Raw genomic sequence first — 26823 nt, 5'->3', positions numbered from 1 at the left:
GTCTAGGGGACGACCATCACCGGGCAGGTCACCGTGTGCAGCAGCGCCCAGGTGGTCGACCCGAGCAGCAGGTTGGGGAATCCGCCTCGTCCGCGACGGCCGAGGACCAGCAACTGCGCGTCGGCCGCGTGCGACGCCAGATAGCGGGAAGGCTGGTCCAGGACCACCACCGGCCGCACCGTGACGTCGGGGAACTGTTCACCGTGCCCGGAGAGGCTCTCCGACAACAGTGCTCGCTCCCGGTTCTCCACACTGTCCCAGTCGATCCTGAAGCGGAAAGGTGCCCGCACGTCGAGATCGGACCAGGCGTGGACGGCCACGAGCTCGGTGCCGCGCAATGCCGCTTCCTCGAACGCCGCGGCGATGGCGCGGGAACTGTGCTCCGAACCGTCGACCCCGACCACGACCGGCCCGGAGATGTCGTTGATCTCGACGTGCGGCAGGTCGCGCACGACCACTGCAGGAGCGTGCGTGTGCGTCACGAGCGCCGTGCCGACCGACCCGAACCGCTCCCAGCCGAACCGGTTGTAGCCGGCACCGACGACCACCATCGACGCCGACTTCGAGCGGTCGACCAGTTCGAGGGACGGAGAACCGGTGCACAGGTGGGTTTCGATGTCGAGTTCACGATCGGGGACCGCGCGGCGCGCATACTCGGCGGCGTCGAGAAGTAACTCGCGTCCTTCGGACTCTTCCTGTTCGAAGAAGCCGGCGGGCATACCGATGGGAACACCGAAGGTGTTGCGGACCGACACCGTGGTGACCAGTGCCAGCGAGAGCCGGCGGCGGTCGGCTTCGCGTGCCGCCCAGGCCACGGCCTGAAGGGACGCTTTCGACCCGTCGACTCCGACGACGACGGAGCGATGTGCGGACATGGCGACCACCTCGGGAATGTCCGGGCTACGGGGGCACTGTCAGTACACGCGCGTATCCATCGGTCGCACTAGAGTCGACGGTCCCGAGTCGATCGGAACGGGTGACCAAAGGCCCTCGTGGGCCGCCGACTCGATGTTCACACTGAGAACTACGAAGGGCACCGAATGCCACTACACCCGAAAGGCCTGACATGTCCGTCCTGGTCGGTTACGCGACCGCCGGAGGATCGACGCGCGGGGTCGCCGAGCGCATCGCTGCGGGGCTGGAGCGTGGCGGTGCGGTGGAACTTCGAGCGTTGACCGAGGTCGACTCGGTGCGGAAGTACGAGGCTCTGATCCTCGGAAGTGCGATCCACAACGGCCGATGGCTGCCCGAGGCCACCGCAGCCGTCGACCGGTTTCGCGCGGAACTCGCAGGGCGGCCTCTGTGGGTCTTCTCGGTCTCGTCGGTCGGGGCGACGAGCACGACCCTGTCGCCCCGGCTCGCGGGACGTCTGCGCCGGATGACTCCTGAACCACAGGCGGTCCAGGATCTCCGCTCGTCCGCGGATGTGCGCGACCACCGCTTCTTCGCAGGAGCCATCGCCCCCGGAGATTGGCCGGGAGTGGGGCGGATCGTCTTCCGTCTGATGGGCGGACACTACGGCGACGCCCGCGACTGGGACGACATCGATGCGTGGACGGGACGGATCCGGGCAGGACTCGTCGAGAACGCGCCGTGATCAGGGCGGATCGGTGCCGTCCGGGTCCGGCGACGACGTGACGGTGCTCGGTTCGACGGGTTCGACGGGTTCGCGCGCGCCCTGGTCGAACCGGAACGGCGGGTACTCGTCGCGCATCAGCGCGGCATACGCCCAGACCCGGAACAGCCACCGATCGATGCCCATCACGACATCGAACAACCCCCGCGGGTAGGTGCCGGTGATCAGCACCGCCACCGCGGCGAACAACACCAGGACGCCCAGCAGCGAGCCGAAGGCCCAGCTGCCGTTGCCGGCCGGATCGTCGTGCCCGTCGCCGGTCGCGACGCCGACGCTCCACCCGCCGACCAGCACCGCCAACACGATGTAGTGGGGGATCGCAAGCAGCCACCACTTGATCAGCACCAGCCCGCGGGAGAGCCGCTCGGGATACTCGACGTCGAAGTCCGCCGGATAGTCGGTGCGGTGGAGACCGAACGGCGGGTACCTGTCGGTGCCCAGCGCCGAGTAGGTGTAGAAGGCGACCCGCCAGGTCCACCGCAGTACACCGACGCCGAAATCGAACAGTGCTCGTGGATACCGACCGGTGAACAGGATGGCGAATCCGGCTGCGATCGTCGTCACGAGAAAGGCGATGTGCAGGAAGAACAGCACGATGAAATGGGGTATCGCAGCGGCCCACTTGATCAGCCACAGCCATCGCGAAATCGGTTCGTCCAGGTCACCGCGCAGATGTACCGGATACGGCGCTGCAGGCGGGGGCGACGGTGCGGCGGATGCGGCGGTCGTTCCGGCCTCCTGCGGGGACACCGGACCCGGTGGAGGAGGCCCGTGCCGACCGAGCCCGACGGCACCGGCGAGCACCAGCGGCACGCCGAGGACGAGGAGCACCAGGCCGAGGATCAGCAGCGCGAGCACGGCCGGTCCGAGCAGGTCGATGTGGATTCCGGCCTGCACGTCGACACCGACCCCCGCGGACCCGTCGGCGTTCATGACCACGACGGTCCACGCGCCGTCGCGCAGATCCCACTCCAGTTGCCGCGTGCCGGTCCCTTCCGCCGACGCTACCCAGAACTGTTGTGCCGCCGGTGCCGTCGGGGCGTCGCCGCCGGGAACATCCCGGTACGTGACATCGAACGGCTCGAACCGCAGGTCGGTCACCACGGTATGGGCGACACCCGACAGATAGGATTCGACGTCCTCGACCGGGGCGATGCCGACGAACACCGCCTGTGTGGGATCGGTTGCGGTGGCGCGCACCGACAGTCGGCCGATGTCCTCGCCGCGCAGCCCCGACGGAGTCTGGTCGTCGGTGACCAGGTCGAGTCGTTCGGAGACCAGCGCGTGTGTCTGCGTCCGGAAGGTCTCCGTGGGCCCGGTGAGGAATCCGCCGTCGCGCTGGAGGACGAGGAACCATCCCAGTACGAGCGCTCCGACCGCGGCAGCGGCGCCGAGAAGCGCGAGGAGAGTTCCGACGACCAGCATGATCACTCTGCCGACGTTCATCGATCCGTCCTCCGGACAATCGTGGCGGCCCTCGACGTGCGATTCGTTCACGATAGCTGTCGTCCGGGACGGATCTCCAGCAACGCTCGGTCGCCGCAGCCCAGGTGGACGTGGCTGTCCGGCTTCTCGCCGGCGAACGAGAAGCCGGACAGGGTCAGAGGGCGAGTTCCGCTCGGGCGCGGCTCAGCCAGTCCATCGCGGCGCGGGGGTCGTCCACTGTCCCTCCGCCGAAGCCGAGCACGAGACCGCGTCGCAGCTCCTCGAACGTGCGGACCGGCCAGCCGCCCATCTCGTATCCGGCGTCCTGGATCCGGGTGACGAGGTCGTCGGTCAGCCCGTCCCAGCCGCAGTAGAACGCCTCGGCCTCGACCTCGGCGAGCACCTGTTCGATTCCACCGGGATGTCGTTCCGCATCGGGCCACCCGTGCGTGATCAACCCGCGCGGGACGTGCGGCGCAAGCACGAGCATCCGGTGCAGGGCTTCGGGCCGGAAGCTCGTGAAGCGGATCCGCGGGGTGTCCTCCGGACGATCGGCTATCGCCGCGGCGACAGCCTCGCACGCCTCGACGGCCTTGATCTCGACCTGCAGGAACACGGTCGTGGCGTCGAGGACCTCGGTCAGGGTGGGCACGTGGCGGCCCTCGCCGACGTCGACGGCCCGGATGCGCTCGTAGGCGAGTTCCGCGACAGGACCGAGCCCGTGGGCGGAGGGGTCGACCGCGGTGCGGTCGAGGGTCGCGTCGTGCAGCACGACGGGCACACCGTCGGCGGACACGCGTACGTCGAATTCGAGTTCGTGGACTCCGATCTCCTCGGCGAGCCGGAACGATTCGATGGTGTTCTCGGGGGACAGATCCTTGGCGCCGCGGTGCCCGACGACGTGGTAGACGGCGCGATCGGGGGTCGATCCGGTGGTGGTCATCAGGCGACGAGCTCCTCGTAGCGGCTGCGGATGTCCTCGGTGTCGCGCCGGATCACCGTTGCGGCGGCGGCGAGCGCGGCGGCCGGATCGGCGTTCTCGGTGTAGAGCTTCTGGATCACGGTGCGCATCTCGAGGATGGTCGACGACACGTACCGGCGGACCGCGTCGGGCTGGCGGGCACGGTCGAGTTGTTCCACGGCCAGGCCGTAATTGGGGTTCTCGGCAATGCGGCTCGTGACGATCGGAGACGTCGTCGCCCCCTTCGTCGCCGGCAGGTACCCGGTGCCGACCGCCCATTCTGCTGCCGCGTCGTCGCCGGCGAGGAACTCGATCACCTTGGCTGCGGCCGCCTTCCGCTCGGGGTCGGCGTGCTTGAGGATGCCGAGCCCGGCACCGCCGGTGGGCACACCGGTGTCCTGTGCGACGGGAAGGAATCCGGCTCCGAGCTCGAACCCGGCCGCTTCGGCGCCCTTCGTCAGACCGCTCAGCGAACCTGTCGAGTTGCAGACGGTGGCCACGAGCCCGTTCGTGAAGTCGGTGTTCATCTCCTGGGCGAGATAGCCGATCCGGTCGTCGTTGACACAGGCGCGGTCGAACTCGGCGGCGGCGATCGCGGCTGCGGAGTCGACGGTGACGTCGAGCCCGTCGGAGATCGAGCCGCCGAAGTTCCACAGCAGCCCCTGCATGTACCAGTCGTCGGCGCCGGTGTAGGCACGCATCATCAGCCTGTTGCCGCGGTAGTCGCGCCCGGTGATGCGATTGCCCCACTCGCGGAACTCGTCCCAGGTCTCGGGTGCGCGATCGGGCAGACCGGCGTCGGCGAAGATCTCCTTGTTGTAATAGAACAACGGTGTCGACCGGCCGAACGGAACCCAGAACGCTTCGCCGCGCACGACACCCTCCTGGAAGAGGCGGTCGTGGTAGGTGCCGGCGTTCCACGTGTCGGTGAAATAGCCGTTCATCGGTTCGAGATGCCCGGACAGGAAGAATTTGTTCCACGACACATCCGAGAAGATCGCCAGGTCGGGGATCTGGCGGGCCTGCAGACCGGCCGAAAGTTTCTCGGTGAGTCCGTCGTAACCCTGGAACTGCTGGATCTCGACGTAGATGTCGTTCTGCGATTCGTTGAAACGGCGGATCAGCGACGCGAGGACCTCACCGTTCGTGCCGGCCCAGCCGCTCCAGAAGACCACATCGGTACGCCCGGCGAACTCACCGGGTGGATTCACATCGGGCTGACCGAACGAACCGGACGACCCGCCGGCAGGCGAGCCGCACGCGGCCAGGATGGGAACGGACGCCGCGGCGATTCCGGCCACGGCCAGGAAACGACGCCGGCTGAGCGACGCAACCGGTGCAGTGTTTCGTCGGATGGACGGGAACATGGATTCTCCTCGAAGGGGATTCGTGGGGGAGGGGAGGTCAGCGCCGCGTGGCGGCGCCGGCGAAACCGGCGATGATGTAGCGCTGGGCGAACAGGAACAGCAGGAGCATCGGCAGGATCACCAGGACGGTGCCGGCCATGATCGGACCCCATTGGTCGACACCTTCGGTCTCCTTGAGGAACATCAGACCGATGGGCAGGGTGCGGGCCTGCAGGGTGTTGGTCACGAGCAGCGGCCAGATGAAGTCGTTCCACTCGTCGATGACCGCGATCAGCGCCACCGTGACGACGGCGGGGCGCGACATCGGAAGAACGAAGTGCACGAGGCGGCGCAGATGGCCGCACCCGTCGAGTTCCGCGGCCTCGAGTACTTCTTTCGGTAGTGCCAGGAAGTGCTGGCGCAGAAGGAAGGTCCCGAAGGCGCTGGCGAGACCGGGCAGGAAGATGCCCGCATAGGTGTTGATCAGGCCGAGGTTGCCGATGGTGATGTAGTTGATCAGCAGGGTGACGTGACCCGGCACCATGAGCGCGCCGAGCACGGCGAGGAAGAAGATCCTCTTGCCGGGAAAACGCAGGAACGCGAAGGCGTAGGCGCTGAAGACCGCGAGCAGCACCTTCAGTGTCGATCCGGCCGCCGTGACGATCAGCGAGTTGACGAAGAACTGTCCGAAGGGCACAGCCTCCCATGCGCGGGCCAGATGCTCGAGTGTGATCGTCGACGGAATCCATTGCGGCGGCCACGAATAGATCTCGTGTTCCGGCTTGAACGCCGAGGAGACCATCCAGTAGAAGGGGACGAGGAAGACCGCGGCGACGACGACGAGCCCGACGACGGTGAGGGGATTGCCGACTCGTCGTCGGCGGGGACGGCGGCCGGGCTTCGTGCTGCGTTCCCGGGAGGGGCGTTCGACGGTGGTGATCATCGGTAGTGCACCTTCTTCTCGACGAAGCGCATCTGCAGAACCGTGACGACCATGAGCAGGACGAACATGATCATCGCGCCGGCCGCGGCGGATCCGGCCTTGAACTGCCGGAATCCCTCGTTGTAGATGAACCAGCTCAACGTGGTGGTCGCTCCGGCCGGTCCGCCGCCGGTCATCATCGCGATGAGGTCGAACGACTGGAACGCGCCGATCACCTGGGTGACGAGGAGGAAGAACGTCGTGGGGGAGAGCAGGGGCAACGTGATGTGCCGGAAGGTCTGCCACCGCGACGCGCCGTCGAGTCGCGCGGCCTCCATCACGTCCCGGGGGAGCGCCAGGATCGCCGCGAGATAGACGATGGCGACGAACCCCACTCCCTTCCAGATGGCCACGATGATGAGCGCGGGCAGTGCCCAACCGCTCGAGGTCGTCCAGTGCGGGGAGTCGAGTCCGAAGGTGTCGAACAGGATGCGGGACAACCCGTAGTTGGGATCGAACAGGAACAGCCAGATGGCGGCGACCGCGGCACCGGAGAGGATGTGGGGCGAGAATGCCAGTGCCGAGACCGCCGACCGCCCTCGGGTTCCGGAGGCGAACAGCAGGGCCAGTGCGAGACCGCCGGTGAGGCTGATGCCGACGACGGCGAGGACCCAGATCGCGGTGATGCGAAGAACTCTCAGGAACGACGGGTCGCTCAGCAGGGTGACGTAGTTGTCGAGGCCGACGAAGGTGGGGGACGGCGCGATCATGTCCCACCGCGTCAGGCTCAGCGCGGCGTTACCGAGCACCGGCCAGTAGGCGAACACGACGATCAACGCGAGATTGGGGAATGCGAACAGCGCGAACAACAGGTACTCGCGCCGTTTTCGGGCGCGGGCGCGTTCGGGCCGCCGGGCCGGGGGAGTCGCTGGGGCGACGGGCGCCACCGCTGCCCGCACGGGTGTGTCGGGAGCGCGCTGGGCGGTGACGGACATGTCCGCCCTCCTTCCGAATTATCAACGAACTGTTATCTCCAACGTGGGATGACGATCATGGTGGCACTGCCGACGGAGGTGGTCAAAACGCATGCCGGCGCTTCCGGCGCACGTGCCCGGTATGCCGAGATATGCGCTTCAAGCTTGTGTTGCAACGGGATTCGTGTGAAGCGCGGTCGTCACTCGTGGTGGGTGTCAAGTTCCGTTGGGTCGGGATCCGGCGAAGTTTCCCTTCGTGTTCATGGCCCGTTAATCACATGAAAAGTGATATAAACAGCGTCACCGATCCCCGATTCGATGATGGAGGCGACCGCCGTGCACTCGAGAGCCATCAGCACATCACGCCAGGAACGGCTCGACGCGATCATCGAAGTGCTGCTCGCCGACGACACGACCTCGGCGCAAGTGCTCGCCGAGACCTTCGGTGTCTCGCTCATGACCGTCCACCGCGATCTCGACGAACTCCAGCGGCGCGGCATCGTCCGCAAGTTCCGCGGTGGAGTCAGTGTGGCGCGTACGAGCACGTACGAGATCAGTGCCGCGCTGCGCCGACGCCTGGCAGTACCGGAGAAATCTGCGATCGCCGCAGCGGCGGCCCGGACGGTGACGCCCGGAAGCTCGATCCTGCTCGATGATTCGACCACCGTGGCGACCATGATCGACCACCTGCTCGACATCGAGGACCTGCACGTGGTCACCAACTATCTGCCCACCCTCACCCGTCTTGCGCGTGCCGCCACCGGAGCGGGAAGCAGCACCGTGACGGGGCTCGGGGGCACCTACAACGTGGGTCACGAATCGTTCCTCGGGGTCGGCGCCGTGAACGCGATCCGGGCGCTCCGCGTCGACGTCGCCTTCCTGTCCACCACGACGGTCGACACGGCAGGCCTCTACCATCAGGAGGAATCGATCGTGGCGGTCAAGTCCGCCATGATCCGCTCCGCGCGCCGCAGTGTGCTGCTGGCCGATTCGACCAAGCTCGGCGCCACGTCGCTGCACCGCATCTGCGACTGGGATGTCGTCGACGAGCTGATCACCGATACCGCGGCTCCCGTCGAACTACTCGACACGATCCGTGCGCGCGGGGTGCGGGTGATCACGGTCGACCCCGATCGGACCGAGAACGCTACCGCCTGCTCCGAACGAGAGCAGGGCGCCGAAGAATACGACGAGGAGAACACGTGAGCCAGACGGACACCGACCGGACACCGCGGGTGCGGACCGATACCGGCGTACATGCCGTGCTGTGGGACATGGACGGCACGCTCGTCGACACCGAACCGTACTGGTTCCGGGCCGAGACCTCGCTCACCGCCGAACACGGCGTTCCGTGGACGCACGAGCAGGCGACCGCTCTGGTGGGCAACTCGCTGCCCACGTCCGCTGCGATCCTGCGGGAGGCCGGCGTCGGCCTCGGCATCCGGCAGATCATCGACACCCTGGTCGATTCGGTGATCGACCAGGTCCGGGAAGCCGTGCCGTGGCGGCCCGGCGCCCGGGAACTGCTCGCCGAGATCCGGGAGGCCGACGTCCCGTGTGTCATGGTCACGATGAGCGAGCGAAAGCTGGCCTCCGAGATTCACCGGCTCCTGCCCTCCGGCACCTTCGAATTCGTGATCAGCGGCGACATGGTCGAGCGCGGAAAGCCCGATCCGCAGCCCTACGATCTGGCCGTGGAACGACTCTCCGCGACCCGCGGAGTCCTCTCGCGTGAGCGGATCGTGGCCATCGAGGACTCTCTACCCGGTCTCGCGTCGGCCAAGGCGGCGGGTGTGGTGACCCTCGGCGTGCCGAACATGGTGGCGTTGCCCGACGGTCCCGGTCACACGTTGTGGCCGACACTCGAAGGTCGTGGTCTCGCCGACCTCCGCCACTTGCTCGACGCGGGCTGACAGTGGCGGCGGGACCCGCGCGGGTCCCGCCGCGGTCGGTCTATGCGCTCAGCCGAAGACCGGTGACCCCGTCGAAGAGGTGCACCGCCGACGCATCCGGACGCACGCGCACCGTCGTGTCCACCGCAGGATGATCGTTTCCGTCGGTGCGCACGGTGAGCGGGTACGAGTGCTCCGCACCGATCACCCGCCCGTACAGATAGGCATCGGCACCGAGAACCTCCACGGCATCGACGATCATGTCCACACCGTCGGCATCCCCGGTGAGTTGCGCGGATTCGGGTCGAACACCCACCGTGACCTGCCCGCTCGTGACCGCCCGCACTATCGTCCGCTCCACGGGAACGACGGTGCCCGCGAAGTCGACACCACCGTCGACGAGCGGAAGGTCGAACAGACTCATGGCAGGTGACCCGATGAACCCGGCGACGAACCGGTTCGCCGGACGTTCGTAGAGTGCGCGCGGCGTATCGACCTGCTGCAGGATGCCGCCGTCGAGCACTGCGACGCGGTCGCCCATCGTCATCGCCTCGACCTGATCGTGTGTGACGTACAAGGTCGTGACGCCGAGACGGCGTGTCAGCCGCGAGATCTCGTTCCGGGTCTGCACACGCAGCTTGGCATCCAGATTCGACAACGGCTCGTCCATGAGGAAGACCTGCGGATTGCGGACGATGGCGCGTCCCATCGCCACCCGCTGTCGTTGCCCGCCGGACAGTGCGGCGGGCCTACGCCCGAGATACGGTTCGAGATCGAGCATGCGCGCTGCCTCCGTGATGCGGCGGGTGCGTTCGTCTTTCGACACCCCGGCGATCTTCAGAGCGAATCCCATGTTCTCGGCGACGGTCATGTGCGGATAGAGCGCGTAGTTCTGGAACACCATCGCGATGTCGCGTCGCGAGGACTCGACATCGGTGACGTCGGTGTCGCCGATGAACAGATGCCCCGCATCGATCTCCTCGAGACCGGCGAGCATGCGCAACGAGGTCGTCTTGCCGCAGCCGGACGGGCCCACGAGCACGAGGAACTCGCCGTCGGCGATGTCGAGGTCGAGCGCGTCGACCGCGGGACGCGGCGCACCGGAATAATGCCGGGTGACGCCGTCGAAGGTAACTGTTGCCACGAATATTCCTCTCACGGGCAGGAACGTGCCCGACGATCCGAAGTGAAGAGACGTCCGAGACGGACCGATGCATCACATCGGGTCTGCGTGAACGGCATGCAGCGTCGATCCGAACGGGATATGGACCGCGTGAGAGGAGTGCGTGGAGACCGTTCGAGCGCCGGGACTCCGAGTGCGTTACGTGATCAGCGAACGGTGTTCGTCGGTCGGTCCGCACCTCGTCGCGCAACGATGTCGTCGAACGCATCGATGAGCCCGGCGGGATACCAGCGGGAATTCGTATCCGCCGTGGTGGCGACGAGCAGGAGTTGCCGTTCGCTCGCGCCGGTCGCGATCGCCGCGAGCCGCTCCCGCCCCTCCTCGTCGAGCGCTGCGACCGTCGCCGCGAGGTCGGCGACGAGAAGCACGCGCGGGGGTCCGACGATCGGGGAATCGAGTGCGGCCACGACGCGGGTGATCTGCTCGGCGGTCGTGGCCCAGCAGATCGGCCCCGAGGGAAGCGGGGCCGATCCTCCGAGCCAGCGATGCCTCCGATGAGGGTCGACGACGACGAGATCGTGCGTGTCGCCGGTCAGTGTCGTCATGGCGATCAGATCGAGCGACACGCTGGGTACCGAGCGGCGCTCGTCGCGGTGGATCAGCAGGTGCCGTCCGGCGGAGAGATCCCACGAGACGGGTGTGCCGTCGCTGTCGCGCCCGAACGGGATCGTCGTCCGGCATGCGGTGATCCGCCGGGGGAGTCCACGAGCGGATCGCATCGGGACGGAAGACCGGCACGATCGAGGTGTGTGCGGCATGGCGGGCGTCGGCATGGCGGTTCCGTTTCGTATCGCTGGGTTCGGAGCGAATCCCGGACGACAGAACTGTAGAGGGGGCCACCGACAGGAACGTTCGAGTGCAGGTCGCCGCCCCGAGCAGTACGCAGATCCCGTTCGGTCACACCCGGAGCGGTCTGCGGACCGGCACCGCGAACGAACACGTGTCCCGTGGGTGTGTCGATCGTCGAGATGTATCCGGCCGAGTACGTCCTCACCTACGGTGACCCCGCGACCATGCGAACGCGACCGAGATGATCCGGTCGTCACCGATCCGACCTGCGGCCGACCTCGGCAGGGGTCAGATGCGGCGCATGACGGACACGACCGTGCCCAGCACGATTGCCTCGTCACCGTCGAGGACGGGGTACGCGGAGTTCCGGGGTTCGAGGTAGACGTGGCCGCTGCGGCGCCGGTACACCTTGACCGTCGCTTCGCCGTCGATCATCGCCGCGACGATCTGCCCGGAGTGGGCCTCGTGCTGTCGCCGAACCACCACTGTGTCACCGTCGCAGATCGCCGCATCGACCATCGAATCGCCGCGCACACGCAACGCGAAGACGGTGCCGGAGCCCACCAGATCGCGAGGGAGCGTGAGCAGATCTTCGGTGTGCTCCTCGGCGAGAATCGGTGCGCCCGCAGCGATGTCGCCGACGACCGGCACGGTCACGGTGTCGTCGGACGCTCGTTCCCCACCGGGTGATCCGAGGAACGGACGTACGTCGAGCTGGCGGGCCACGGCGCTGCCGCGACGCAGGAAACCCTTCTCTCCGAGGCTCTTCAGATGCTTCGAGACCGTCGACGTCGACCGCAGACCGACCGAATCGGCGATCTGCCGGGTGCTCGGCGAAGACCCCTGAGCGACGACCCAGTCCCGGATCGCGGCCAGGATCTGCTGCTGGCGCAGCGGCAGGGAAGCAGGGTCGAGGCCCCCGAACATGTCGAACTCGTCGTAACCGGTCACCCGGCGAATCGTAGTGGGCGAGACGAACTCGGCTCGCTGCGGGCAGAGACCCGTACGAGAGAGCGGATCAGGCGCCGCTACGCCGTCTCCGCCAGCTCCGAGGAAGTGCCGGCAGACGAACCCGGTCCGTTCTGCAGCTGCTCCATGGCGCGGCGTTCCCGCAACGCACGGACGAGCTGTCGGTCCTGCATCTCCGCCGGATCGACGGACAAGGCCGGAATCGAGAATCCGACCAGGGCGCCACCCAGCAGGGCGAGAGCCACCCGGAGCGAGTCGTCCTCCCGGATGTTCAGGACGAGTTCCAGGAGCGCGAGGGCGCCGACGACGACGAGTGCGACTCCGGCCAGAGCCAGGATCCGGCGCACTCGAGGCTTCGGGCGCGATCCCGGCGGCAGCGGCATCGACCGGGCCGCCAACTGCCACAGCCTTGCGTCGATGCTCTCCCGGACGGGACGCTTGCGGAACTCGTCGCCGAGTGCGTTGTAGATGGCGAGATCGGCTGCGATCCGGGTCCGGAGGTTTCGGCGGCCCAGCTCGCGCGTCAGACGCACGACTGCCCATGACACTGTCCCGGTGACGAGTGCGACGACGACAAGAACCCAGATACCCACGTCGGAACATTACGACAGGGAGGAAGGAATCGGCGGGAGGCGGGCTGCTTCCCGCGGCCGCGCCGCGCCGCGGAGTGAAAAGCGGTGCCCCCGGTGAGACTCGAACTCACACTGGACGGGTTTTGAATCCGTTTCCTCTGCCAATTGGGATACGGGGGCGTTGCGGACACCACTGTAGAGGATCGGGCGAAGCGGGCGCGCACCGGTACCCTTTCTTACGTTCCACTCCCGCACCCGGGGACCGCCAGTACCGAGGGGAAGGCCCGACCATGACCTCCGCGCCGCACGACAGCACACCAACTCCTCGTCGGGTCGTCGTAGCGGAAGACGAGGCCCTGATCAGGCTCGATCTCGTCGAGATGCTGCGTGAAGAGGGCTTCGAGGTGGTCGGCGAGGCGGGCGACGGACAGCGTGCCGTCGAACTCGCCGACGAGCTCCGCCCCGATCTGGTGATCATGGACGTCAAGATGCCGCGTCGCGACGGCATCGACGCCGCGTCCGAGATCGCACAGCGCCGCATCGCCCCTGTGGTCATTCTCACAGCCTTCAGCCAGCGCGAACTCGTCGAACGCGCCCGCGACGCAGGCGCTATGGCCTACCTCGTCAAGCCGTTCTCGAAAAGTGATCTCGTGCCCGCCATCGAGGTGGCCGTGAGCCGTTTCTCCGAGCTGCGCGAGCTCGAGCGCGAGGTGCAGGGTCTCAACGAACGCTTCGAGACCCGCAAGCTCGTCGACCGGGCCAAGGGTCTGCTCATGGAGAAGCACGCGATGACCGAGCCGGAAGCGTTCCGGTGGATCCAGCGGGCGGCGATGGACCGCCGCACCACCATGAGGCAGGTCGCCGTCGTGGTTCTGGAGACCCTCGGGGGCGACACCACCGAGTAGCTGCCCGAACCGGTTTCGCGTGCTCACGGCGCCGTGCCGCGTTACCGCCACATCACATCTCCGCTCCGCAGATAACGGTCGTATCACAAGGATTTCGGCACGGTTCACGGGGTTCGTCCGACCGCTATGTTTCGACCACATCCGGAATCCGCCGGATGCGGTGTCAGGCGTTCGAAGGAGAGTTGAATGGCAAGACGGACTCTGGTCCGCGCCGTAGCGGTACTCGGTGCTGCGACGCTCGCCCTCGCCGGGTGCAGTTCGGACGGTGACGATTCGACGTCCGGCACGTCGGCCGGCGACGACGGATCGGCGGCCGCGACGACCGTCGAGACCGACTGCGAACCGCAACAGGCCACAGCCGGGACGACTCCCGCCACAGGACCGCTGAAGATCGGCACGATCCTCCCCGAGACCGGCAGCCTCGCCTTCCTCGGCCCGCCCGAGGTCGCCGCCGTCCGACTCGCCGTCGACGAGATCAACGCCGCCGGCGGGGTTCTCGATCAACCGGTCGAACTGTTCCCCGGCGATTCCGGCGATACGACGACCGACACCGCGAACACCACCGTCGACCGACACCTCGCCAACGGCACCCAGGTGATCGTGGGCGCCGCGTCGTCGTCGGTCTCGCTCAAGGTGATCGACAAGATCGTCAGCGCCGGCGTCGTGCAGTTCTCGCCGGCGAACACGTCCGACCAGTTCGTCTGTTATCCCGACCGCGGGTTGTACTTCCGTACCGCCCCGACCGACGTGCTCCAGGCTCAGGCGCTCGCGCAGTTGATCGCCGAGGACGGAGCGCAGCGCGTGTCGATCCTGGCGCTGAACGACCCGTACGGCACCGGACTCGCCGAGAACACCGTGACCAACCTCGTCGACGCCGGTATCCCGGAGGACCAGATCCAGAAGATCATCTACGACCCCAACGCGCAGTCGTTCAACGCGGAGGTCGACCAGGTGGTCAACTTCGGACCGGATGCGGTGGCGCTCATCGGGTTCGAGGAGTCGGCGAAGATCATCACCCGCATGCACGAGGTGGGCATCGGCCCGTCCGACGGCACGGCCGTGTTCGGCGTCGACGGCAACATGGGTAATGCGCTGGGCGAGAACGTCGCCGAGGGACTGCTCGACGGCATGGCCGGCACCACGCCGCTGACCGACACCGGGGAGGAGTTCCGGCAGCGGCTGCTCGGTGTCGATCCGGCTCTGATCGACTTCAACTACGCCGGTGAGTCGTACGACGCCGTGGTGGTCTCGGCGCTGGCCGCAGTGCAGGCGGGGTCGACCGCCGGGGTGGACATCGCCGCGAACATCAACTCGGTGACCCGTGACGGGCGGAAGTGCACCAGCTACCAGCAGTGCCTGGATCTTCTTCGTACGGGTGAGGACATCGACTACGACGGTGCCACCGGCGAACTCAGCTTCGTGGACGCGGGCGAACCGGGTGTGGGCTCGTACGGCCGACTCGTGTTCGGTCCCGACAACACACTGACCACCGAGGACTACATCGTGGTCGGGGAGTGACCGGAAGGTCGTGTGCGAAGGGGTGGCCGCCGATGGGCGGTCACCCCTTCGGCTTCTCCCGGCTGCCGGCGAGAGTACCGAGATACAGTTCCACGACCTTCGGGTCGTGCAGCAGATTCGTGCCGGTGTCGGTGTAGGCGTTGCGGCCCTGGTCGAGAACGTAACCACGGTCGCAGATCTGCAGGCAGCGCCGCGCGTTCTGCTCGACCATGATGATCGAGACCCCAGCGGCGTTGATCTTCTTGCAACGGATGAAGACCTCGTCCTGGAACATCGGCGACAGTCCGGCCGACGGCTCGTCGAGAAGCAGCACCGACGGCTCCATCATCAATGCCCGCCCCATCGCGACCATCTGCCGTTCACCGCCGGACAGTGCCCCCGCCTTGACCTTCCGGCGCTCGGCGAGCAGTGGGAACAGCGACGCCACCCGCTCGAACTGCTTCTCGAACGCCTTGGGGCGCAGATAGATCCCCATCTCGAGGTTTTCCTCGATGGTCAGTGAGGGGAACACGTTCTGCGTCTGTGGTACGTAGCCGATCCCTTTGCGCACGAGGACGTGTGCGGGTGCCGACGTGATCGCGTCCCCGCCGAGCGTGACGGTACCGCTGCGGATGGGGATGAGACCGAACAACGCCTTGAGCAGAGTGGACTTGCCGGCACCGTTCGGGCCGATGATGCCCACGATCTCACCGTCGCGCAGGTAGAAGTTGCAGCCGCGCAGGATGTCCACCCCGGGGAAGTAACCGGCCACGAGATCGTCGGCGCGCAGGAGTGCGTCGGCCGCGAGGCGGGCATGCCCCTCCGGGGACGCCGCACGTTCGGCCGGCGTCGTGCCGGTGGGCGTCGTGTCGGTCGGACCAGGACGGATGTTGTCGCTCACGGCTTCTCCACTGTTCTCGCCGTCGTGTCCGTCGACGCGGCATCGGCCGGATCGCCTCCGGCTCCGGGGTCCGACAGGTCGCCTCCGGCTCCGGGATCCGACAGGTCGCCTCCGGCTTCGAGGGTCTGCGCCTCCGCGTCGGCGAGGGCGTCGGCGAGTTCGGCGGTCGCGCCCACGGGATTGCCGTCGTCGTCGAATTCGAGCGCCTGGTCGTGGTGACTGCCGAGATAGGCGTCGACCACGGCCGGATCGGACGACAACGCGTCCGGGGGTGCCTCCGCGATCACCGAGCCCTGCGCCATCACCACCACCCAGTCGGAGATGTCGCGGATGACGTCCATGTCGTGCTCGACGAACACCACCGTCGTCCCGTCGTCGCGCAGGGTCTTGATGTGCCCGAGCAGACTCTGTGTGAGCGCCGGATTGACCCCGGCCATCGGCTCGTCGAGCATGACGACGGTCGGCTCGGTCATCAACGCCCGTGCCATCTCGAGCAGTTTGCGCTGGCCGCCGGACAGGGAACCGGCGAAGTCGTCGGCCTTCGCCGCCAGACCGAAGCGGTCGAGCAGTTCGTGCGCGCGTGCGGTGATCTCGCGTTCCTGCCGGCGCCACGTCCACGGCAGCAGCGCACCGGCCATGCGCTCCCCGGTCTGGTGCCGGGCGCCGAGGCGGACGTTGTCGAGGACGGTCATCTTCGACAGTGCCTTGGTGAGCTGGAAGGTGCGCACGATCCCGCGGCGTGCCACCTGATGGGGGTGGAGTCGGCCGAGCGGGACGCCGTCCATCGCCCACGTGCCGGTGTCGGGCCGGTCGAAGCCGGTGAGGAGATTGAACAGAGTGGTCTTGCCGGCGCCGTTCGGGCCGATCAGGCCGGTGATGCAGGAGCGCTGGATCTCGAGATGGCCGACATCCACGGCCGTGAGGCCCCCGAAGGTGCGGCGCAGGTCGTCGACGACGAGGATCGGGTCGGGCTTGGCGACGCCGGGCGTGCGGGAGACGCCGGCGAACAGGACGGCGCGTTCGTCCGCGCCGAGTACCGTCCGGGACGGCTGCGGGTCGGGTCGGATCGTGTCAGGCATCGAGTTGCACCTTCCGCTTGCTTCCCAGGATGCCTTGTGGCCGGAAGACCATCATCACCGCGATGAGAACGCCGAGCAGTACGTACCGCATCGCGCCGACCTGCTGTTCGGTGAGGGGAAGCAGCGGGTCGGGTCCGGCGATCGCCTGTCGCAGGAAGGCGTCCGGGAGGGTGAGCAGGAACCAGAACACCATCGCACCGAGCACCGGTCCGAAGACCGTTCCCGCCCCGCCGAGGATGAGTGCGCCGAATGCGAAGAAGGTCTGTGCCGTCGAGTAGAAGTCGGGGTTGATCGACTTGGTCTGCAGCGCGTTGAAGATTCCGCCGAGGCCGCCGATCATGCCGCCGAGCACGAGGGCCTGCATCTTGTAGGCGAAGACGTTCTTGCCGAGTGCGCGGGCCGCGTCCTCGTCTTCGCGCACCGCTTCGAGGACCCGTCCCCACGGACTGTGGGAGAGGAGGTGGACCAGACCGCACAGCAGCAGCACGAGCGTCCACCCGACGACCATCGCCCACAGGTCGTCGCCGTAGAACCGCATACCGAGCAGGTTGTACTGGCGACTCGAATCGAACGGGCTCAGGGAGGTGAACGGCTCGGCGAATCCCCACAGGCCGCGGGTGGAGCCGGTCACCGAGTCGGACGCGGTGGAGCGGAACATCAGGCGCAGGATCTCCGCCGCGGCGATCGTGGCGACGGCGAGATAGTCGGCGCGCAATCGCAGGGTGGGGATACCGAGGACCAGGGCGAGCAGACCTGCCAGGGCGAGGCCTACGAGGATGCCCACCCACAACGGCTGGTCGTAGGTGACGGTCATGATGCCCACGCCGTAACCGCCCAGCAGTGCGAAGCCGATCTGCCCGAAGTTCAGCAGGCCGGCGTAGCCGTAGTGCAGGTTCAGCCCGATCGCGAGCAGAGCGTAGAAGATCGCCGACGGGCCGATGAGCTGGGCGAAGGAAACCTGGAGTACCGCAACGATATCCATGGGTCACCCGATCCTTGTCCGACTGCCGAGGATGCCCTGGGGGCGGATGACCAGGATGACGATGAGGACGAGCAGGCCGCCGATGTACTTCAGGTCCGGATTGATCACGAGGGTGGACAGCTGGACGAGCAGGCCCACCACGACGCATCCGACCAGCGCGCCGTAGGCGGTACCGAGACCGCCGAGGATGATGCCGGCGAACATCAGCAGCAGCAGCTTGAAGCCCATCTCCCACTGCACGCGCCCGCCGAGCTCCGACAGGCCGAAGAGCACACCGCCGAGTGCGGCGAGCCCGCCGCCGAGCCCCCACACGAAACGGATGACGTGTTCGACGTCGATCCCCGACGACGCCGCGAGGTCGCGGTTGTCGGCCACGGCGCGCATGGCCTTGCCGATCCGGGTGCGCTGCAGCAGCAGTGCCACCCCGACGAGCACCACCAGGCTGATCACGATGCACGCGAGGTTGACCGGTGTGATCGCGATCGGCCCCCACACCAGCTGTTGCTGGGCCTGGTAGTCGTCGAACGCCTGTGTACGGTCGGAGAAGAAGGCCAGGATGAGATAGCGCAACGAGATCGCGAGCCCGATCGACACCACCAGCTGCGCGATCAGGCCGGTGTGGCGCCGCCGGAGCGGAGCCCAGATCAGCGTGTTGTTGAGCAGGCCGATGACGATGCCGACGATCACCGCCAGGATCGTGGCCGGTATCAACCGGATGCCGAGCGTGACATTGAAGATCCACGCCGCGACCGCCCCGAGGGTCACCAATTCTCCGTGGGCGAAGTTCGTCAGGCCCGTGGTGCCGAAGATGAGGCTCAGGCCCACCCCGGCGATGGCGATGACCAGGCCGAAACGCAGACCGTCGACGATCGTGCGGATCAGCGTCTCGCTCCAGGCCACCGTCGAGCCGGTGCGGGCCTCGCCGAACGAGAAGATCACCGTGTTCGCCTGTCCCGGCGCCACTCCACGGGTGACGGAGGTCTGGACGGTGACGTCGTCGGGCAGACTCCCGGTGTCGACCTCGAAGACGTAGGTGCCGGGTGGGACGCTGAGTTCCCAGCGTCCGCCGTCGGCCGACTCGGCTTCCGCGACCACCTCGCCGCCAGTCGTCGTCGCACGGACGACGACGCCGTCGAGACGTTCACCGGCGTTGTTCAGCGTGCCGCGGACGGTCACCCCTGCCGCGGGCTCCTCGTCGGGGGACGCCGGTGCCGTGGTCGCGGGCGGGGAGGGTGGATCCGGTGGATCCTGCGCGGAGGAGAATCCGGCGCCGAGAAGAACGAACAGGACACCCGTGAGCGTGACGAGTACGGCGCGAACCGATCGGCGGAGTGTCGACGTCGGTGGTCGCCGACATCCCGAGGTTGGGGCCACGCGGGTCCTCCCGGTCGGTGCGCTGTCATCGAGCGCGGCGCCGCGCCCGAGGCGTCATCCGAACAGGGATGACGCCGGACTACGGTGTCGTGAGAGGGGACTCTAGCGGCTGCGACGCGGCTCGAGGGAAAAATTGGATCACCCGGACGTTTCGGTCTCGTTTCTTCGGTTCACGAGCGTTCGCAGATACCGGCGGGAAGCAGGTCGGGCGGTGTGGCCGACGCTGTCGCCCTCGGTCCCTAGACTGGCACGCGTGACCCGTGCATCCACTTCCGCGACGTCCATCGCGGCCACCGACGACCGCCCGACCCTGCTGCTCCTCGACGGCCATTCGCTCGCGTTCCGCGCGTTCTACGCGCTGCCCGCCGAGAACTTCAAGACCCACAGCGGGCAGACCACGAACGCGGTCTACGGGTTCACCTCCATGCTCATCAACCTGCTGCGCGACGAACAGCCCACGCACGTCGCGGCGGCATTCGACGTCAGCCGCAAGACCTTCCGCGCCGAACTGTTCGCTGCCTACAAAGCTCAGCGCAGCGCCGCGCCCGACGACTTCAAGGGCCAGATCGACCTCACCAAGGACGTCCTCGGGGCGATGGGGATCCCGGTGATGGCGATCGAGGGTTACGAGGCCGACGACATCATCGCCACGCTCGCCACACAGGCGCATGCGCGAGGCTTCAAGGTGCTCGTGGTGACGGGCGACCGCGACGCGCTCCAGCTCGTCAACGGCGAGATCACGGTGCTGTACCCGCGGCGCGGCGTCTCCGACCTGACGCGCTTCACCCCCGAGGCGGTGGAGGAGAAGTACGGGCTCACCCCCGAGCAGTATCCCGATTTCGCGGCGCTGCGCGGCGACCCGAGCGACAATCTGCCCGGCATCCCCGGTGTCGGTGAGAAGACCGCCGCGAAGTGGATCCGGGAGTACGGAAGCCTGAGCGGACTCGTCGACCGCGTCGACGAGGTGCGCGGGAAGACCGGCGACGCGCTGCGCGAGAATCTGTCCAACGTGCTGCTCAACCGTCAGCTCACCGAGATGGTGCGCGACGTGGCGGTGCCCTACACCCCCGAGCAGCTCGCGCTCGCCCCGTGGGATCGCGACCGGATCCACCGCCTGTTCGACGATCTCGAGTTCAAGGTGCTGCGCGACCGGCTGTTCGAGACGCTCTCGTCGGCCGAGCCCGAGGCCGAGGAGGGCTTCGAGGTACGCGGCGGGATCGTCGAGCCGGGTGCCCTCGGGGACTGGCTGACCGAACATGCTCCGGCGGGCCGACGGCACGGCCTCGCCGTGGTGGGCACCGGCACCCCTTACGGCGGCGACGCGACCGCGATAGCCGTCGCCGGTGCCGACGGCGAGGGTGCCTACGTGAGCACCGTGGCGCTCACCCCGGAGGACGAGAACGCTCTCGCCGCGTGGCTCGCGAATTCTGCGGTGGAGAAGGCCGTGCACGAGGCGAAGCCCGCCATCCACGCGCTGCGCGGTCGTGGCTGGTCGCTCGCCGGCATCACCAGCGACACGGCGCTCGCCGCCTATCTGGTGCGGCCCGGGCAGCGCTCGTTCAAGCTCGACGACCTGTCGCTGCGCTACCTCAAGCGTGAGCTTCGGGTGGAAGACACCGGGGCGCAACAACTCTCGCTGCTCGACGACGAGGACGCGGCCGACGCGCAGGCGGCCGAGACCCAGATCCTCGCCGCGCGCGCCGTCGTCGACCTCGCCGCGTCCCTCGACACCGAACTCGGAGACATCGAGTCGGTGCGGCTGCTCACCGAGATGGAACTGCCCCTGCTCGAGGTCCTTGCGGACCTCGAGGCCACCGGCATCGCCGTCGACGCGACACACCTGCACGACCTGCAGTCCGAGTTCGCGGCCCAGGTGGCCGCGGCCGCGAACGCCGCCTACGAGGTCATCGGCAAGCAGATCAATCTCGGTTCGCCGAAGCAGCTGCAGGTGGTGTTGTTCGACGAGCTCGAGATGCCGAAGACGAAGAAGACCAAGACCGGATACACCACCGACGCCGACGCGCTGCAGAACCTGTTCGACAAGACGGGTCACCCTTTCCTCGAACATCTGCTCGCGCACCGTGAGCACACCAAGATGAAGACCACCGTCGACGGGCTGATCAAATCCGTCGCCGACGACGGCCGCATCCACACCACCTTCAACCAGACCGTCGCGGCGACGGGCCGGCTCTCGTCGACCGAGCCGAATCTGCAGAACATCCCGGTGCGGACCGAGGCCGGTCGCCGGATCCGCGACGGCTTCGTCGTGGGCGACGGCTTCGACGTGCTGCTCACCGCCGACTACAGCCAGATCGAGATGCGCATCATGGCGCACCTGTCGGCCGACGAAGGACTCATCGAAGCCTTCCGCACCGGCGAGGACCTGCACACCTTCGTGGCGTCGCGCGCGTTCGGGCTGCCGCTCGAGGAGGTCACACCGGAACTGCGTCGCCGGGTCAAGGCGATGTCCTACGGCCTCGCCTACGGGCTCAGCGCCTACGGGCTGGCGCAGCAGCTGAAGATCTCCACCGACGAGGCCCGCGAACACATGGAGGCCTATTTCACCCGCTTCGGCGGCGTGCGCGACTACCTCTACAACGTGGTCGAGGAGGCCCGCAAGGTCGGCTACACGTCCACGTTGTACGGCCGCCGGCGGTACCTTCCCGACCTCAACAGCGACAACAGGCAGCGCCGGGAGATCGCCGAACGCGCCGCGCTCAACGCCCCCATCCAGGGCACGGCCGCCGACATCATCAAGGTCGCGATGATCGACGTGCAGAAGGCGCTGAACGAGGCGGGGTTGCGGTCGCGGATGCTGCTGCAGGTGCACGACGAGCTCGTGCTCGAGGTGGTCGAATCCGAACGCGAGCAGGTCGAGGCGCTCGTGCGCGACAAGATGGACTCGGTGATCGAGCTGTCGGTGCCGCTCGAGGTCTCGGTCGGCTACGGCCGCAGCTGGGACGCCGCCGCACACTGAGCCGTACAGGAAGACCGCGACGCACGGACGACGACGCCCGCCCCCGAATGCCGGGAGCGGGCGCCGTCGATGCGAGTGGGTCAGCCCTGCTCGGCGCGAGCCTCGGCGATCTGCTTGCGCACATCGTCCATGTCGAGGTTCTTGACCTGCGAGACCAGGTCCTCGAGCGCGGCAGGCGGAAGAGCACCGGCCTGGTTGTAGACGAGGATGCCTTCGCGGAACGCCATGATCGTGGGGATCGAGCGGATGTTCGCCGCTGCCGCGATGGCCTGCTCGGCCTCGGTGTCGACCTTCGCGTGCACGACGTCGGGGTGTTTGTCCGACGATGCCTCGAAGGTGGGGGCGAACTGCTTGCAGGGGCCGCACCAGTCGGCCCAGAAGTCGACGAGCACGATGTCGTTGCTCGTGACGACCTCGTCGAAGTCCTGCTGGGTGAGAGCCTTGGTTGCCACGGAAATCCTTTCGGTCGGGCGTGTCGACGGGTCCAACATCCGGCCGCAGTTGTTTCTTCCCGTCACGTCTTCCTTCCGCCCACGCTACGTGACGGCACCGCGTCGGGGGACGCGTCGAGACGGGCGAACCGAGGGATGCGTCACACGCTCACCGGCTCGAGGGATCGGCGGAACGTACGGCGATAGGCCTGCGGCGTCGTCTGGCGCAACCGCAGGAAATGCCGACGCAACACCGCTGCGGTGCCGAACCCGACGCGGTCGGCCACCACGTCGACGGGCAGGTCGGTCTCCTCGAGAAGCCGCTGAGCGGCCAGGACCCGCTGGTCGCGGAGCCAGCGCGCGGGGGTGACCCCGACCTCGGCGACGAACCGCCGCGCGAACGTGCGCGCCGACATGTGCGCCTTCTGTGCCAACGCGGCCACCGGGAGTTCCCGGTCGAGGTGCTCGCTCATCCAGTCGAGCAGAGGCGCGAGCGACTCGTCCTTGCATTCGGGCAGCGGCATCGCGACGTACTGGGCCTGCCCACCGTCGCGATGCGGCGGCACGACCATGCGCCGGGCGATCGTGTTGGCGACCTGCGCCCCCTGCACGGTGCGCACGATGTGCAGGCACAGGTCGATGCCGGCCGCGGTGCCTGCGGCGGTGAGGACGGGATGGTCGTCGACGTAGAGCACGTCCCGGTCCACTTGCGCCGTCGGATACATCCGGGCGAGGCGATCGGCGTGCATCCAGTGGGTCGTGCAGCGGCGCCCGTCGAGCAGTCCCGCCGCGCCGAGGACGAACGCGCCGGTGCACATGCTCGCCACGCGCGCACCCCGGTCGACGGCGGCGCGCAGCTTCGCACACAGCGGTTCGAGGCGCTCGTCGTCGAGACCGATGCCTTCGCTGTCCACCGCGGGCAGCAGGATCAGGTCGGCGTCGTCGAGCAGATCGAGCATGTGGGGCACGTCGATGGTGTAGCCGAAGCGGGTGCGCACGGGCTCGGTGCTCGCGGCGACGAGGTGGAAGTCGTAGGTGGGCAGGCCGTCGTCGGAGCGGTCGAATCCGAACACCTCGCACGCCACGCCGAGCTCGAACGTCTCGACGTAGGGGAGGAGGGGAACGACCACCTTCTCGAGCCGGCCGCTGATTCGCGGTGTTCCGGACACGGCAACGAGTGTGACAGTGCGGTGGCAGAAAATCGAGGTTTCCTGACGATTCTGCCACTGTCGGGCCGGGTCCCGACGCAGCAGACTCGACGCATGATCCTGCTGGTCCTCGTACTCCTGGCGATCTTCCTCCTCCTCGACGTGCTCGCGCTCACCGAACGCACGCCCGACACCCATCGGGAAGTGACGCAGTTCGGCGACTATCGCTTCTGAACCATCTGCTCACCGCTCAGGTGAGCAACCATTCCCGCTTGGCGTCGCCGTCCCAGCGCCGCACTCCCGCGCTCGAACCGGTCGGTTGCCGTTCCGGGCTCTGCACCGCCACGATCGCCGTCCCGACCCGTGCGGCCGGCACTCTCCGCGCCAGGGTGACGTGCGGTGTCCACTCACCCGGACGGATGTGCGCCGGGATCCCCGGGCACCCCGAGAGCGCCTCGAACACCCGCGCCTGGAGTTCGAGCAGTTCGATCGACGGCACGACCGCGCGGGCGAGCGTCGCGTACCGGCCGCCGAAGATCACCACACCACCGAGTCGGAGCGTGATCCGCCGGACCCTGATCGCGGCCCGCACCGCATCCTCGAGTTCGGGCGGCACGGCGTGGGCGACGAACAGCGTGACGTGCGGACGGTTGGATTCGGAACGGACGCACGCCTGACTGTGCAGGCCCGCATCGAGCAGCCGGATCCACTCGTCGCGCACCGCCGCGTCGAGCGAGGTGTCGAGGAGGAGTTCCACCGACTGGACCACGGTAGGCAATGATGACGGGGTGACCGACGACACCGCAATGCTCCACCGCCACCGCATCGGACTTCTCGAGGGCGACGGCATAGGCCTCGAGATCGTGCCGGCGACCCGCACGGTCGTCGACACCGCCGTCGCGGCGGCCGGGGTCGCTATCGACTGGGTGCCGTTGCCGGTGGGTGCCACCGCGATCGACACCCACGGCAGTCCCCTGCCGCAGGTGACCCTCGACACCCTCGCCGAGCTCGACGCGTGGATCCTCGGCCCGCACGACAATGCCTCCTACCCACCCGAGTTCCGGGGTCAGCTCACCCCGGGCGGACGGATCCGCAAACACTTCGACCTGTACGCGAACATCCGGCCCGCCTCCGCGTTGCCCGGGGTGCCGTCGGTCTCGCCGAGGATGGATCTCGTCGTCGTCCGGGAGAACACCGAGGGCTTCTACGCCGACCGCAACATGGCCGTCGGCAGCGGCGAGTTCATGCCCACCCCCGACATCGCCCTCGCGGTCGGGGTGATCACGCGCGCTGCCTGTGAACGCATCGCGCACACCGCCTTCGACCTCGCGTCGCGTCGCCGCAAGCGCGTCACCATCGTGCACAAGGCGAACGTGCTCTCCCTCACGACCGGCCTGTTCCGGGACGTGTGCCAGGAGGTGGGGCGTCTCTACCCGAGCGTCACCGTCGACGACCAGCACGTCGACGCGATGGCCGCGCTGCTCGTGCGCCGCGGCGCGGAGTTCGACGTCATCGTGACGGAGAACATGTTCGGCGACATCCTGTCGGACCTCGCGGCCGAACTGTCCGGCTCGCTCGGCACCGCGGCGTCGATCAACGCATCGCGCACGAAGGCCATGGCGCAGGCCGCGCACGGCGCGGCACCGGACATCGCCGGGCAGGGCCGTGCCAATCCGATCGCGCTGATCCTGTCCGCCGCCATGCTTCTCGACCGTCTCGGGGCGCGCGCGGACATCGAGTTCTCCGCGGCCGCCCGCAGCATCGAGGACGCGGTGCGCGCGACGGTCGCGGCGGGTGTCGCCACCGCCGATCTCGGTGGCACCGCCTCGACGGACGAGTTCACCGCCGCCGTCGTCGCTCGCCTCGAGGCCTGAGCTTCGGTTTGCGTTCGCCCCCCTCCCGGGTTGGATACTGTTCGACTGTGAAACGAGCAGTGCACACCCGCCGCGCGACCTCGTGGGTGCGTGGTCGCGCCCGGACCCTGAGCAGGCTGGCGGGGGGAGTGGCGGTGCTCGCCCTCGCGACCGGGTGCGTGGTGAACACCGAATCGACCGTCCCGCCCGGCGACCGGATCGGCGTCGAGAAGGTCGACGCCATCGCGAGCCGACTGCCACCAGACGTCGCCGACGGCGGAACCCTCGAGGTCGGGGTGAACGTGCCCTACGCCCCCAACGAGTTCAAGGACGACGACGGAACCATCGTCGGTTTCGGCGTCGAGCTCGTCCAGGCCGTCGGCGACGTCCTCGGTCTCGAGGCGGTGTTCAACGAAGCGGACTTCGACCGGATCATCCCGGCCGTCCAGGCCGGCACGTTCGAGATGGGCTCGTCGTCGTTCACCGACACGAAGGAACGCGAGGAATCGGTCGACTTCGTCACCTACTACAGCGCCGGGGTGCGGTGGGCGCAGCGCACCGGCGAATCCGTCGACCCCGACGACGCGTGCGGACTGCGGGTGGCGGTGCAGACCACCACGATCGAGGACCTCGAAGAGGTCCCGGCCAAGAGCGAGGAGTGTGTCGCCCGCGGGCTGCCGCCCATCGACAAGGTCAAGTACGACAGCCAGGACGAGGCCGCCAACGCCCTGATCCTCGGCCGGGTGGACGCACTGTCCGCCGACTCGCCGGTCACGGCGTACGTCGTCTCCCGCAGCGAGGGACGGCTCGAACCGGCCGGTGAGGTCTTCGACGCCGCGCCCTACGGATTCGTCGTCGACAAGGGCTCGCCGTTCGGTCCCGTACTGCAGCAGGCGGTGCAGTATCTCATCGACTCCGGTGCGTACGGCGAGATCACCGCGCGCTGGGGCATGGAGGACGGCGCGATCACCACGTCGCAGATCAACGGCGCGACGAGCTGAGAAAGG

General features: G+C 67.8%; 25 protein-coding genes and 1 tRNA gene. 8 read left to right on the top strand and 18 right to left on the bottom strand.

Going from position 1 to position 26823, the window contains the following annotated elements:
* Nucleotides 1-2: 2 nt before the first annotated feature.
* Nucleotides 3-875: a universal stress protein gene (locus tag EQ874_RS05170; protein ID WP_026003649.1), complete on the bottom strand. Its 873-nt coding sequence runs from the start codon at nt 873-875 to the stop codon at nt 3-5.
* Nucleotides 876-1066: 191 nt separating this feature from the next.
* Here EQ874_RS05170 and EQ874_RS05165 point away from each other — a divergent pair, with 191 nt between their 5' ends.
* Nucleotides 1067-1597 carry a flavodoxin domain-containing protein gene (locus EQ874_RS05165; protein WP_064063001.1) on the top strand — a complete coding sequence of 177 codons (531 nt, stop codon included), beginning with the start codon at nt 1067-1069 and terminating at the stop codon, nt 1595-1597.
* Here the strand turns inward: EQ874_RS05165 and EQ874_RS05160 are convergent, their stop codons facing one another.
* The 5 genes from EQ874_RS05160 to EQ874_RS05140 all read right to left on the bottom strand — a co-directional run bounded on the left by EQ874_RS05160 (nt 1598) and on the right by EQ874_RS05140 (nt 7285).
* The gene (locus EQ874_RS05160) at nt 1598-3082 is read right to left on the bottom strand and encodes a DUF4389 domain-containing protein (protein ID WP_129976077.1); all 1485 of its coding nucleotides are present in this window, start codon (nt 3080-3082) and stop codon (nt 1598-1600) included.
* A gap of 154 nt (nt 3083-3236) precedes the next feature.
* Nucleotides 3237-4004 carry a glycerophosphodiester phosphodiesterase family protein gene (locus EQ874_RS05155; RefSeq protein WP_064063002.1) on the bottom strand — a complete coding sequence of 256 codons (768 nt, stop codon included), beginning with the start codon at nt 4002-4004 and terminating at the stop codon, nt 3237-3239.
* Nucleotides 4004-5389: an ABC transporter substrate-binding protein gene (locus EQ874_RS05150; protein WP_064063003.1), complete on the bottom strand. Its 1386-nt coding sequence runs from the start codon at nt 5387-5389 to the stop codon at nt 4004-4006. Before EQ874_RS05150 ends, EQ874_RS05155 begins: the two co-directional genes overlap by 1 nt.
* 37 nt (nt 5390-5426) lie before the next feature.
* Nucleotides 5427-6311 (bottom strand): carbohydrate ABC transporter permease, encoded by an 885-nt coding sequence (locus EQ874_RS05145; RefSeq protein ID WP_129976075.1) that lies wholly within the window; start codon nt 6309-6311, stop codon nt 5427-5429.
* Entirely contained in the window at nt 6308-7285 is a 978-nt protein-coding gene (locus EQ874_RS05140) for a sugar ABC transporter permease (RefSeq protein WP_016933696.1), read from the bottom strand. The genes EQ874_RS05145 and EQ874_RS05140 overlap by 4 nt, the downstream gene beginning before the upstream one ends.
* A gap of 315 nt (nt 7286-7600) precedes the next feature.
* Here EQ874_RS05140 and EQ874_RS05135 point away from each other — a divergent pair, with 315 nt between their 5' ends.
* Both EQ874_RS05135 and EQ874_RS05130 read left to right on the top strand, forming a co-directional pair.
* The gene (locus EQ874_RS05135; RefSeq protein WP_242496656.1) at nt 7601-8470 is read left to right on the top strand and encodes a DeoR/GlpR family DNA-binding transcription regulator; all 870 of its coding nucleotides are present in this window, start codon (nt 7601-7603) and stop codon (nt 8468-8470) included.
* On the top strand, nt 8467-9177 hold the full coding sequence (locus EQ874_RS05130) for an HAD family phosphatase (protein WP_016933698.1): 711 nt from the start codon (nt 8467-8469) through the stop codon (nt 9175-9177). The genes EQ874_RS05135 and EQ874_RS05130 overlap by 4 nt, the downstream gene beginning before the upstream one ends.
* Nucleotides 9178-9217: 40 nt before the next feature.
* On the opposite strand, the gene ugpC is transcribed toward EQ874_RS05130, so the two are convergent.
* The 5 genes from ugpC to EQ874_RS05105 all read right to left on the bottom strand — a co-directional run bounded on the left by ugpC (nt 9218) and on the right by EQ874_RS05105 (nt 12849).
* Nucleotides 9218-10300: a sn-glycerol-3-phosphate ABC transporter ATP-binding protein UgpC gene (gene ugpC, locus EQ874_RS05125; protein ID WP_016933699.1), complete on the bottom strand. Its 1083-nt coding sequence runs from the start codon at nt 10298-10300 to the stop codon at nt 9218-9220.
* A 185-nt stretch (nt 10301-10485) separates the two neighbouring features.
* A complete protein-coding gene (locus tag EQ874_RS05120) occupies nt 10486-11058 on the bottom strand; it encodes a hypothetical protein (RefSeq protein ID WP_064063008.1) in 573 nt (190 codons plus the stop codon).
* A gap of 358 nt (nt 11059-11416) precedes the next feature.
* Nucleotides 11417-12079, bottom strand: coding sequence for a transcriptional repressor LexA (gene lexA / locus EQ874_RS05115; RefSeq protein ID WP_064063009.1), 663 nt, complete (start codon nt 12077-12079; stop codon nt 11417-11419).
* A 77-nt stretch (nt 12080-12156) separates the two neighbouring features.
* Complete coding sequence (locus tag EQ874_RS05110; RefSeq protein WP_129976073.1) at nt 12157-12690, bottom strand: hypothetical protein; 534 nt, start codon at nt 12688-12690, stop codon at nt 12157-12159.
* 85 nt (nt 12691-12775) lie between these two features.
* Nucleotides 12776-12849 (bottom strand) — tRNA-Leu (locus tag EQ874_RS05105).
* A gap of 110 nt (nt 12850-12959) precedes the next feature.
* Between EQ874_RS05105 and EQ874_RS05100 the strand changes: the two genes are divergently transcribed.
* Together EQ874_RS05100 and EQ874_RS05095 are read left to right on the top strand one after the other, a co-directional pair.
* A complete protein-coding gene (locus EQ874_RS05100; protein WP_016934206.1) occupies nt 12960-13574 on the top strand; it encodes a response regulator in 615 nt (204 codons plus the stop codon).
* 186 nt (nt 13575-13760) lie between these two features.
* Nucleotides 13761-15092 (top strand): ABC transporter substrate-binding protein, encoded by a 1332-nt coding sequence (locus EQ874_RS05095; RefSeq protein WP_129976071.1) that lies wholly within the window; start codon nt 13761-13763, stop codon nt 15090-15092.
* A 40-nt stretch (nt 15093-15132) separates the two neighbouring features.
* On the opposite strand, the gene EQ874_RS05090 is transcribed toward EQ874_RS05095, so the two are convergent.
* Genes EQ874_RS05090 through EQ874_RS05075 form a run of 4 tightly spaced genes read right to left on the bottom strand, consistent with a single transcriptional unit; the run spans nt 15133 to nt 19407 of the window.
* On the bottom strand, nt 15133-15972 hold the full coding sequence (locus tag EQ874_RS05090; RefSeq protein WP_207213491.1) for an ABC transporter ATP-binding protein: 840 nt from the start codon (nt 15970-15972) through the stop codon (nt 15133-15135).
* Nucleotides 15969-17051, bottom strand: coding sequence for an ABC transporter ATP-binding protein (locus EQ874_RS05085; protein WP_129976069.1), 1083 nt, complete (start codon nt 17049-17051; stop codon nt 15969-15971). The genes EQ874_RS05090 and EQ874_RS05085 overlap by 4 nt, the downstream gene beginning before the upstream one ends.
* Complete coding sequence (locus EQ874_RS05080) at nt 17044-18033, bottom strand: branched-chain amino acid ABC transporter permease (RefSeq protein WP_016934864.1); 990 nt, start codon at nt 18031-18033, stop codon at nt 17044-17046. The genes EQ874_RS05085 and EQ874_RS05080 overlap by 8 nt, the downstream gene beginning before the upstream one ends.
* A 3-nt stretch (nt 18034-18036) precedes the next feature.
* Nucleotides 18037-19407: a branched-chain amino acid ABC transporter permease gene (locus EQ874_RS05075; RefSeq protein ID WP_129976067.1), complete on the bottom strand. Its 1371-nt coding sequence runs from the start codon at nt 19405-19407 to the stop codon at nt 18037-18039.
* A 253-nt stretch (nt 19408-19660) separates the two neighbouring features.
* Between EQ874_RS05075 and polA the strand changes: the two genes are divergently transcribed.
* Nucleotides 19661-22384, top strand: a complete 2724-nt coding sequence (polA, locus tag EQ874_RS05070; protein WP_129976065.1) for a DNA polymerase I — start codon at nt 19661-19663, stop codon at nt 22382-22384.
* Nucleotides 22385-22464: 80 nt separating this feature from the next.
* Here polA and trxA read toward each other — a convergent pair whose 3' ends face one another.
* From trxA to EQ874_RS05055, 3 genes are all read right to left on the bottom strand, one after another.
* Entirely contained in the window at nt 22465-22836 is a 372-nt protein-coding gene (gene trxA, locus EQ874_RS05065) for a thioredoxin (protein WP_016691445.1), read from the bottom strand.
* A 140-nt stretch (nt 22837-22976) separates the two neighbouring features.
* Nucleotides 22977-23945 (bottom strand): helix-turn-helix domain-containing protein, encoded by a 969-nt coding sequence (locus EQ874_RS05060; RefSeq protein ID WP_026003425.1) that lies wholly within the window; start codon nt 23943-23945, stop codon nt 22977-22979.
* Nucleotides 23946-24213: 268 nt separating this feature from the next.
* Complete coding sequence (locus tag EQ874_RS05055; RefSeq protein ID WP_129976064.1) at nt 24214-24732, bottom strand: 2'-5' RNA ligase family protein; 519 nt, start codon at nt 24730-24732, stop codon at nt 24214-24216.
* A 37-nt stretch (nt 24733-24769) separates the two neighbouring features.
* Here EQ874_RS05055 and EQ874_RS05050 point away from each other — a divergent pair, with 37 nt between their 5' ends.
* Together EQ874_RS05050 and EQ874_RS05045 are read left to right on the top strand one after the other, a co-directional pair.
* Nucleotides 24770-25837 carry an isocitrate/isopropylmalate family dehydrogenase gene (locus EQ874_RS05050; protein ID WP_207213509.1) on the top strand — a complete coding sequence of 356 codons (1068 nt, stop codon included), beginning with the start codon at nt 24770-24772 and terminating at the stop codon, nt 25835-25837.
* A gap of 86 nt (nt 25838-25923) precedes the next feature.
* Nucleotides 25924-26817, top strand: a complete 894-nt coding sequence (locus tag EQ874_RS05045; protein WP_207213508.1) for an ABC transporter substrate-binding protein — start codon at nt 25924-25926, stop codon at nt 26815-26817.
* Nucleotides 26818-26823 lie beyond the last annotated feature (6 nt).

It is taken from the genome of Rhodococcus sp. Q1 (assembly GCF_004153645.1).
Classification (GTDB): domain Bacteria; phylum Actinomycetota; class Actinomycetes; order Mycobacteriales; family Mycobacteriaceae; genus Rhodococcus; species Rhodococcus gordoniae.
Note: the sequence above shows the minus strand (reverse complement) of the source record. Positions and strands in the feature narration are given on the sequence as shown.

Coding starts and splice junctions, on each gene's coding strand:
- EQ874_RS05085 (WP_129976069.1), bottom strand. CDS start 17,051: ATGCCTGACACGATCCGACCCGACCCGCAGCCGTCCCGGACGGTACTC.
- EQ874_RS05150 (WP_064063003.1), bottom strand. CDS start 5,389: ATGTTCCCGTCCATCCGACGAAACACTGCACCGGTTGCGTCGCTCAGC.
- EQ874_RS05100 (WP_016934206.1), top strand. CDS start 12,960: ATGACCTCCGCGCCGCACGACAGCACACCAACTCCTCGTCGGGTCGTC.
- EQ874_RS05080 (WP_016934864.1), bottom strand. CDS start 18,033: ATGGATATCGTTGCGGTACTCCAGGTTTCCTTCGCCCAGCTCATCGGC.
- EQ874_RS05120 (WP_064063008.1), bottom strand. CDS start 11,058: ATGCGATCCGCTCGTGGACTCCCCCGGCGGATCACCGCATGCCGGACG.
- EQ874_RS05165 (WP_064063001.1), top strand. CDS start 1,067: ATGTCCGTCCTGGTCGGTTACGCGACCGCCGGAGGATCGACGCGCGGG.
- EQ874_RS05155 (WP_064063002.1), bottom strand. CDS start 4,004: ATGACCACCACCGGATCGACCCCCGATCGCGCCGTCTACCACGTCGTC.
- EQ874_RS05170 (WP_026003649.1), bottom strand. CDS start 875: ATGTCCGCACATCGCTCCGTCGTCGTCGGAGTCGACGGGTCGAAAGCG.
- EQ874_RS05160 (WP_129976077.1), bottom strand. CDS start 3,082: ATGAACGTCGGCAGAGTGATCATGCTGGTCGTCGGAACTCTCCTCGCG.
- EQ874_RS05095 (WP_129976071.1), top strand. CDS start 13,761: ATGGCAAGACGGACTCTGGTCCGCGCCGTAGCGGTACTCGGTGCTGCG.
- EQ874_RS05145 (WP_129976075.1), bottom strand. CDS start 6,311: ATGATCACCACCGTCGAACGCCCCTCCCGGGAACGCAGCACGAAGCCC.
- EQ874_RS05140 (WP_016933696.1), bottom strand. CDS start 7,285: ATGTCCGTCACCGCCCAGCGCGCTCCCGACACACCCGTGCGGGCAGCG.
- EQ874_RS05050 (WP_207213509.1), top strand. CDS start 24,770: ATGCTCCACCGCCACCGCATCGGACTTCTCGAGGGCGACGGCATAGGC.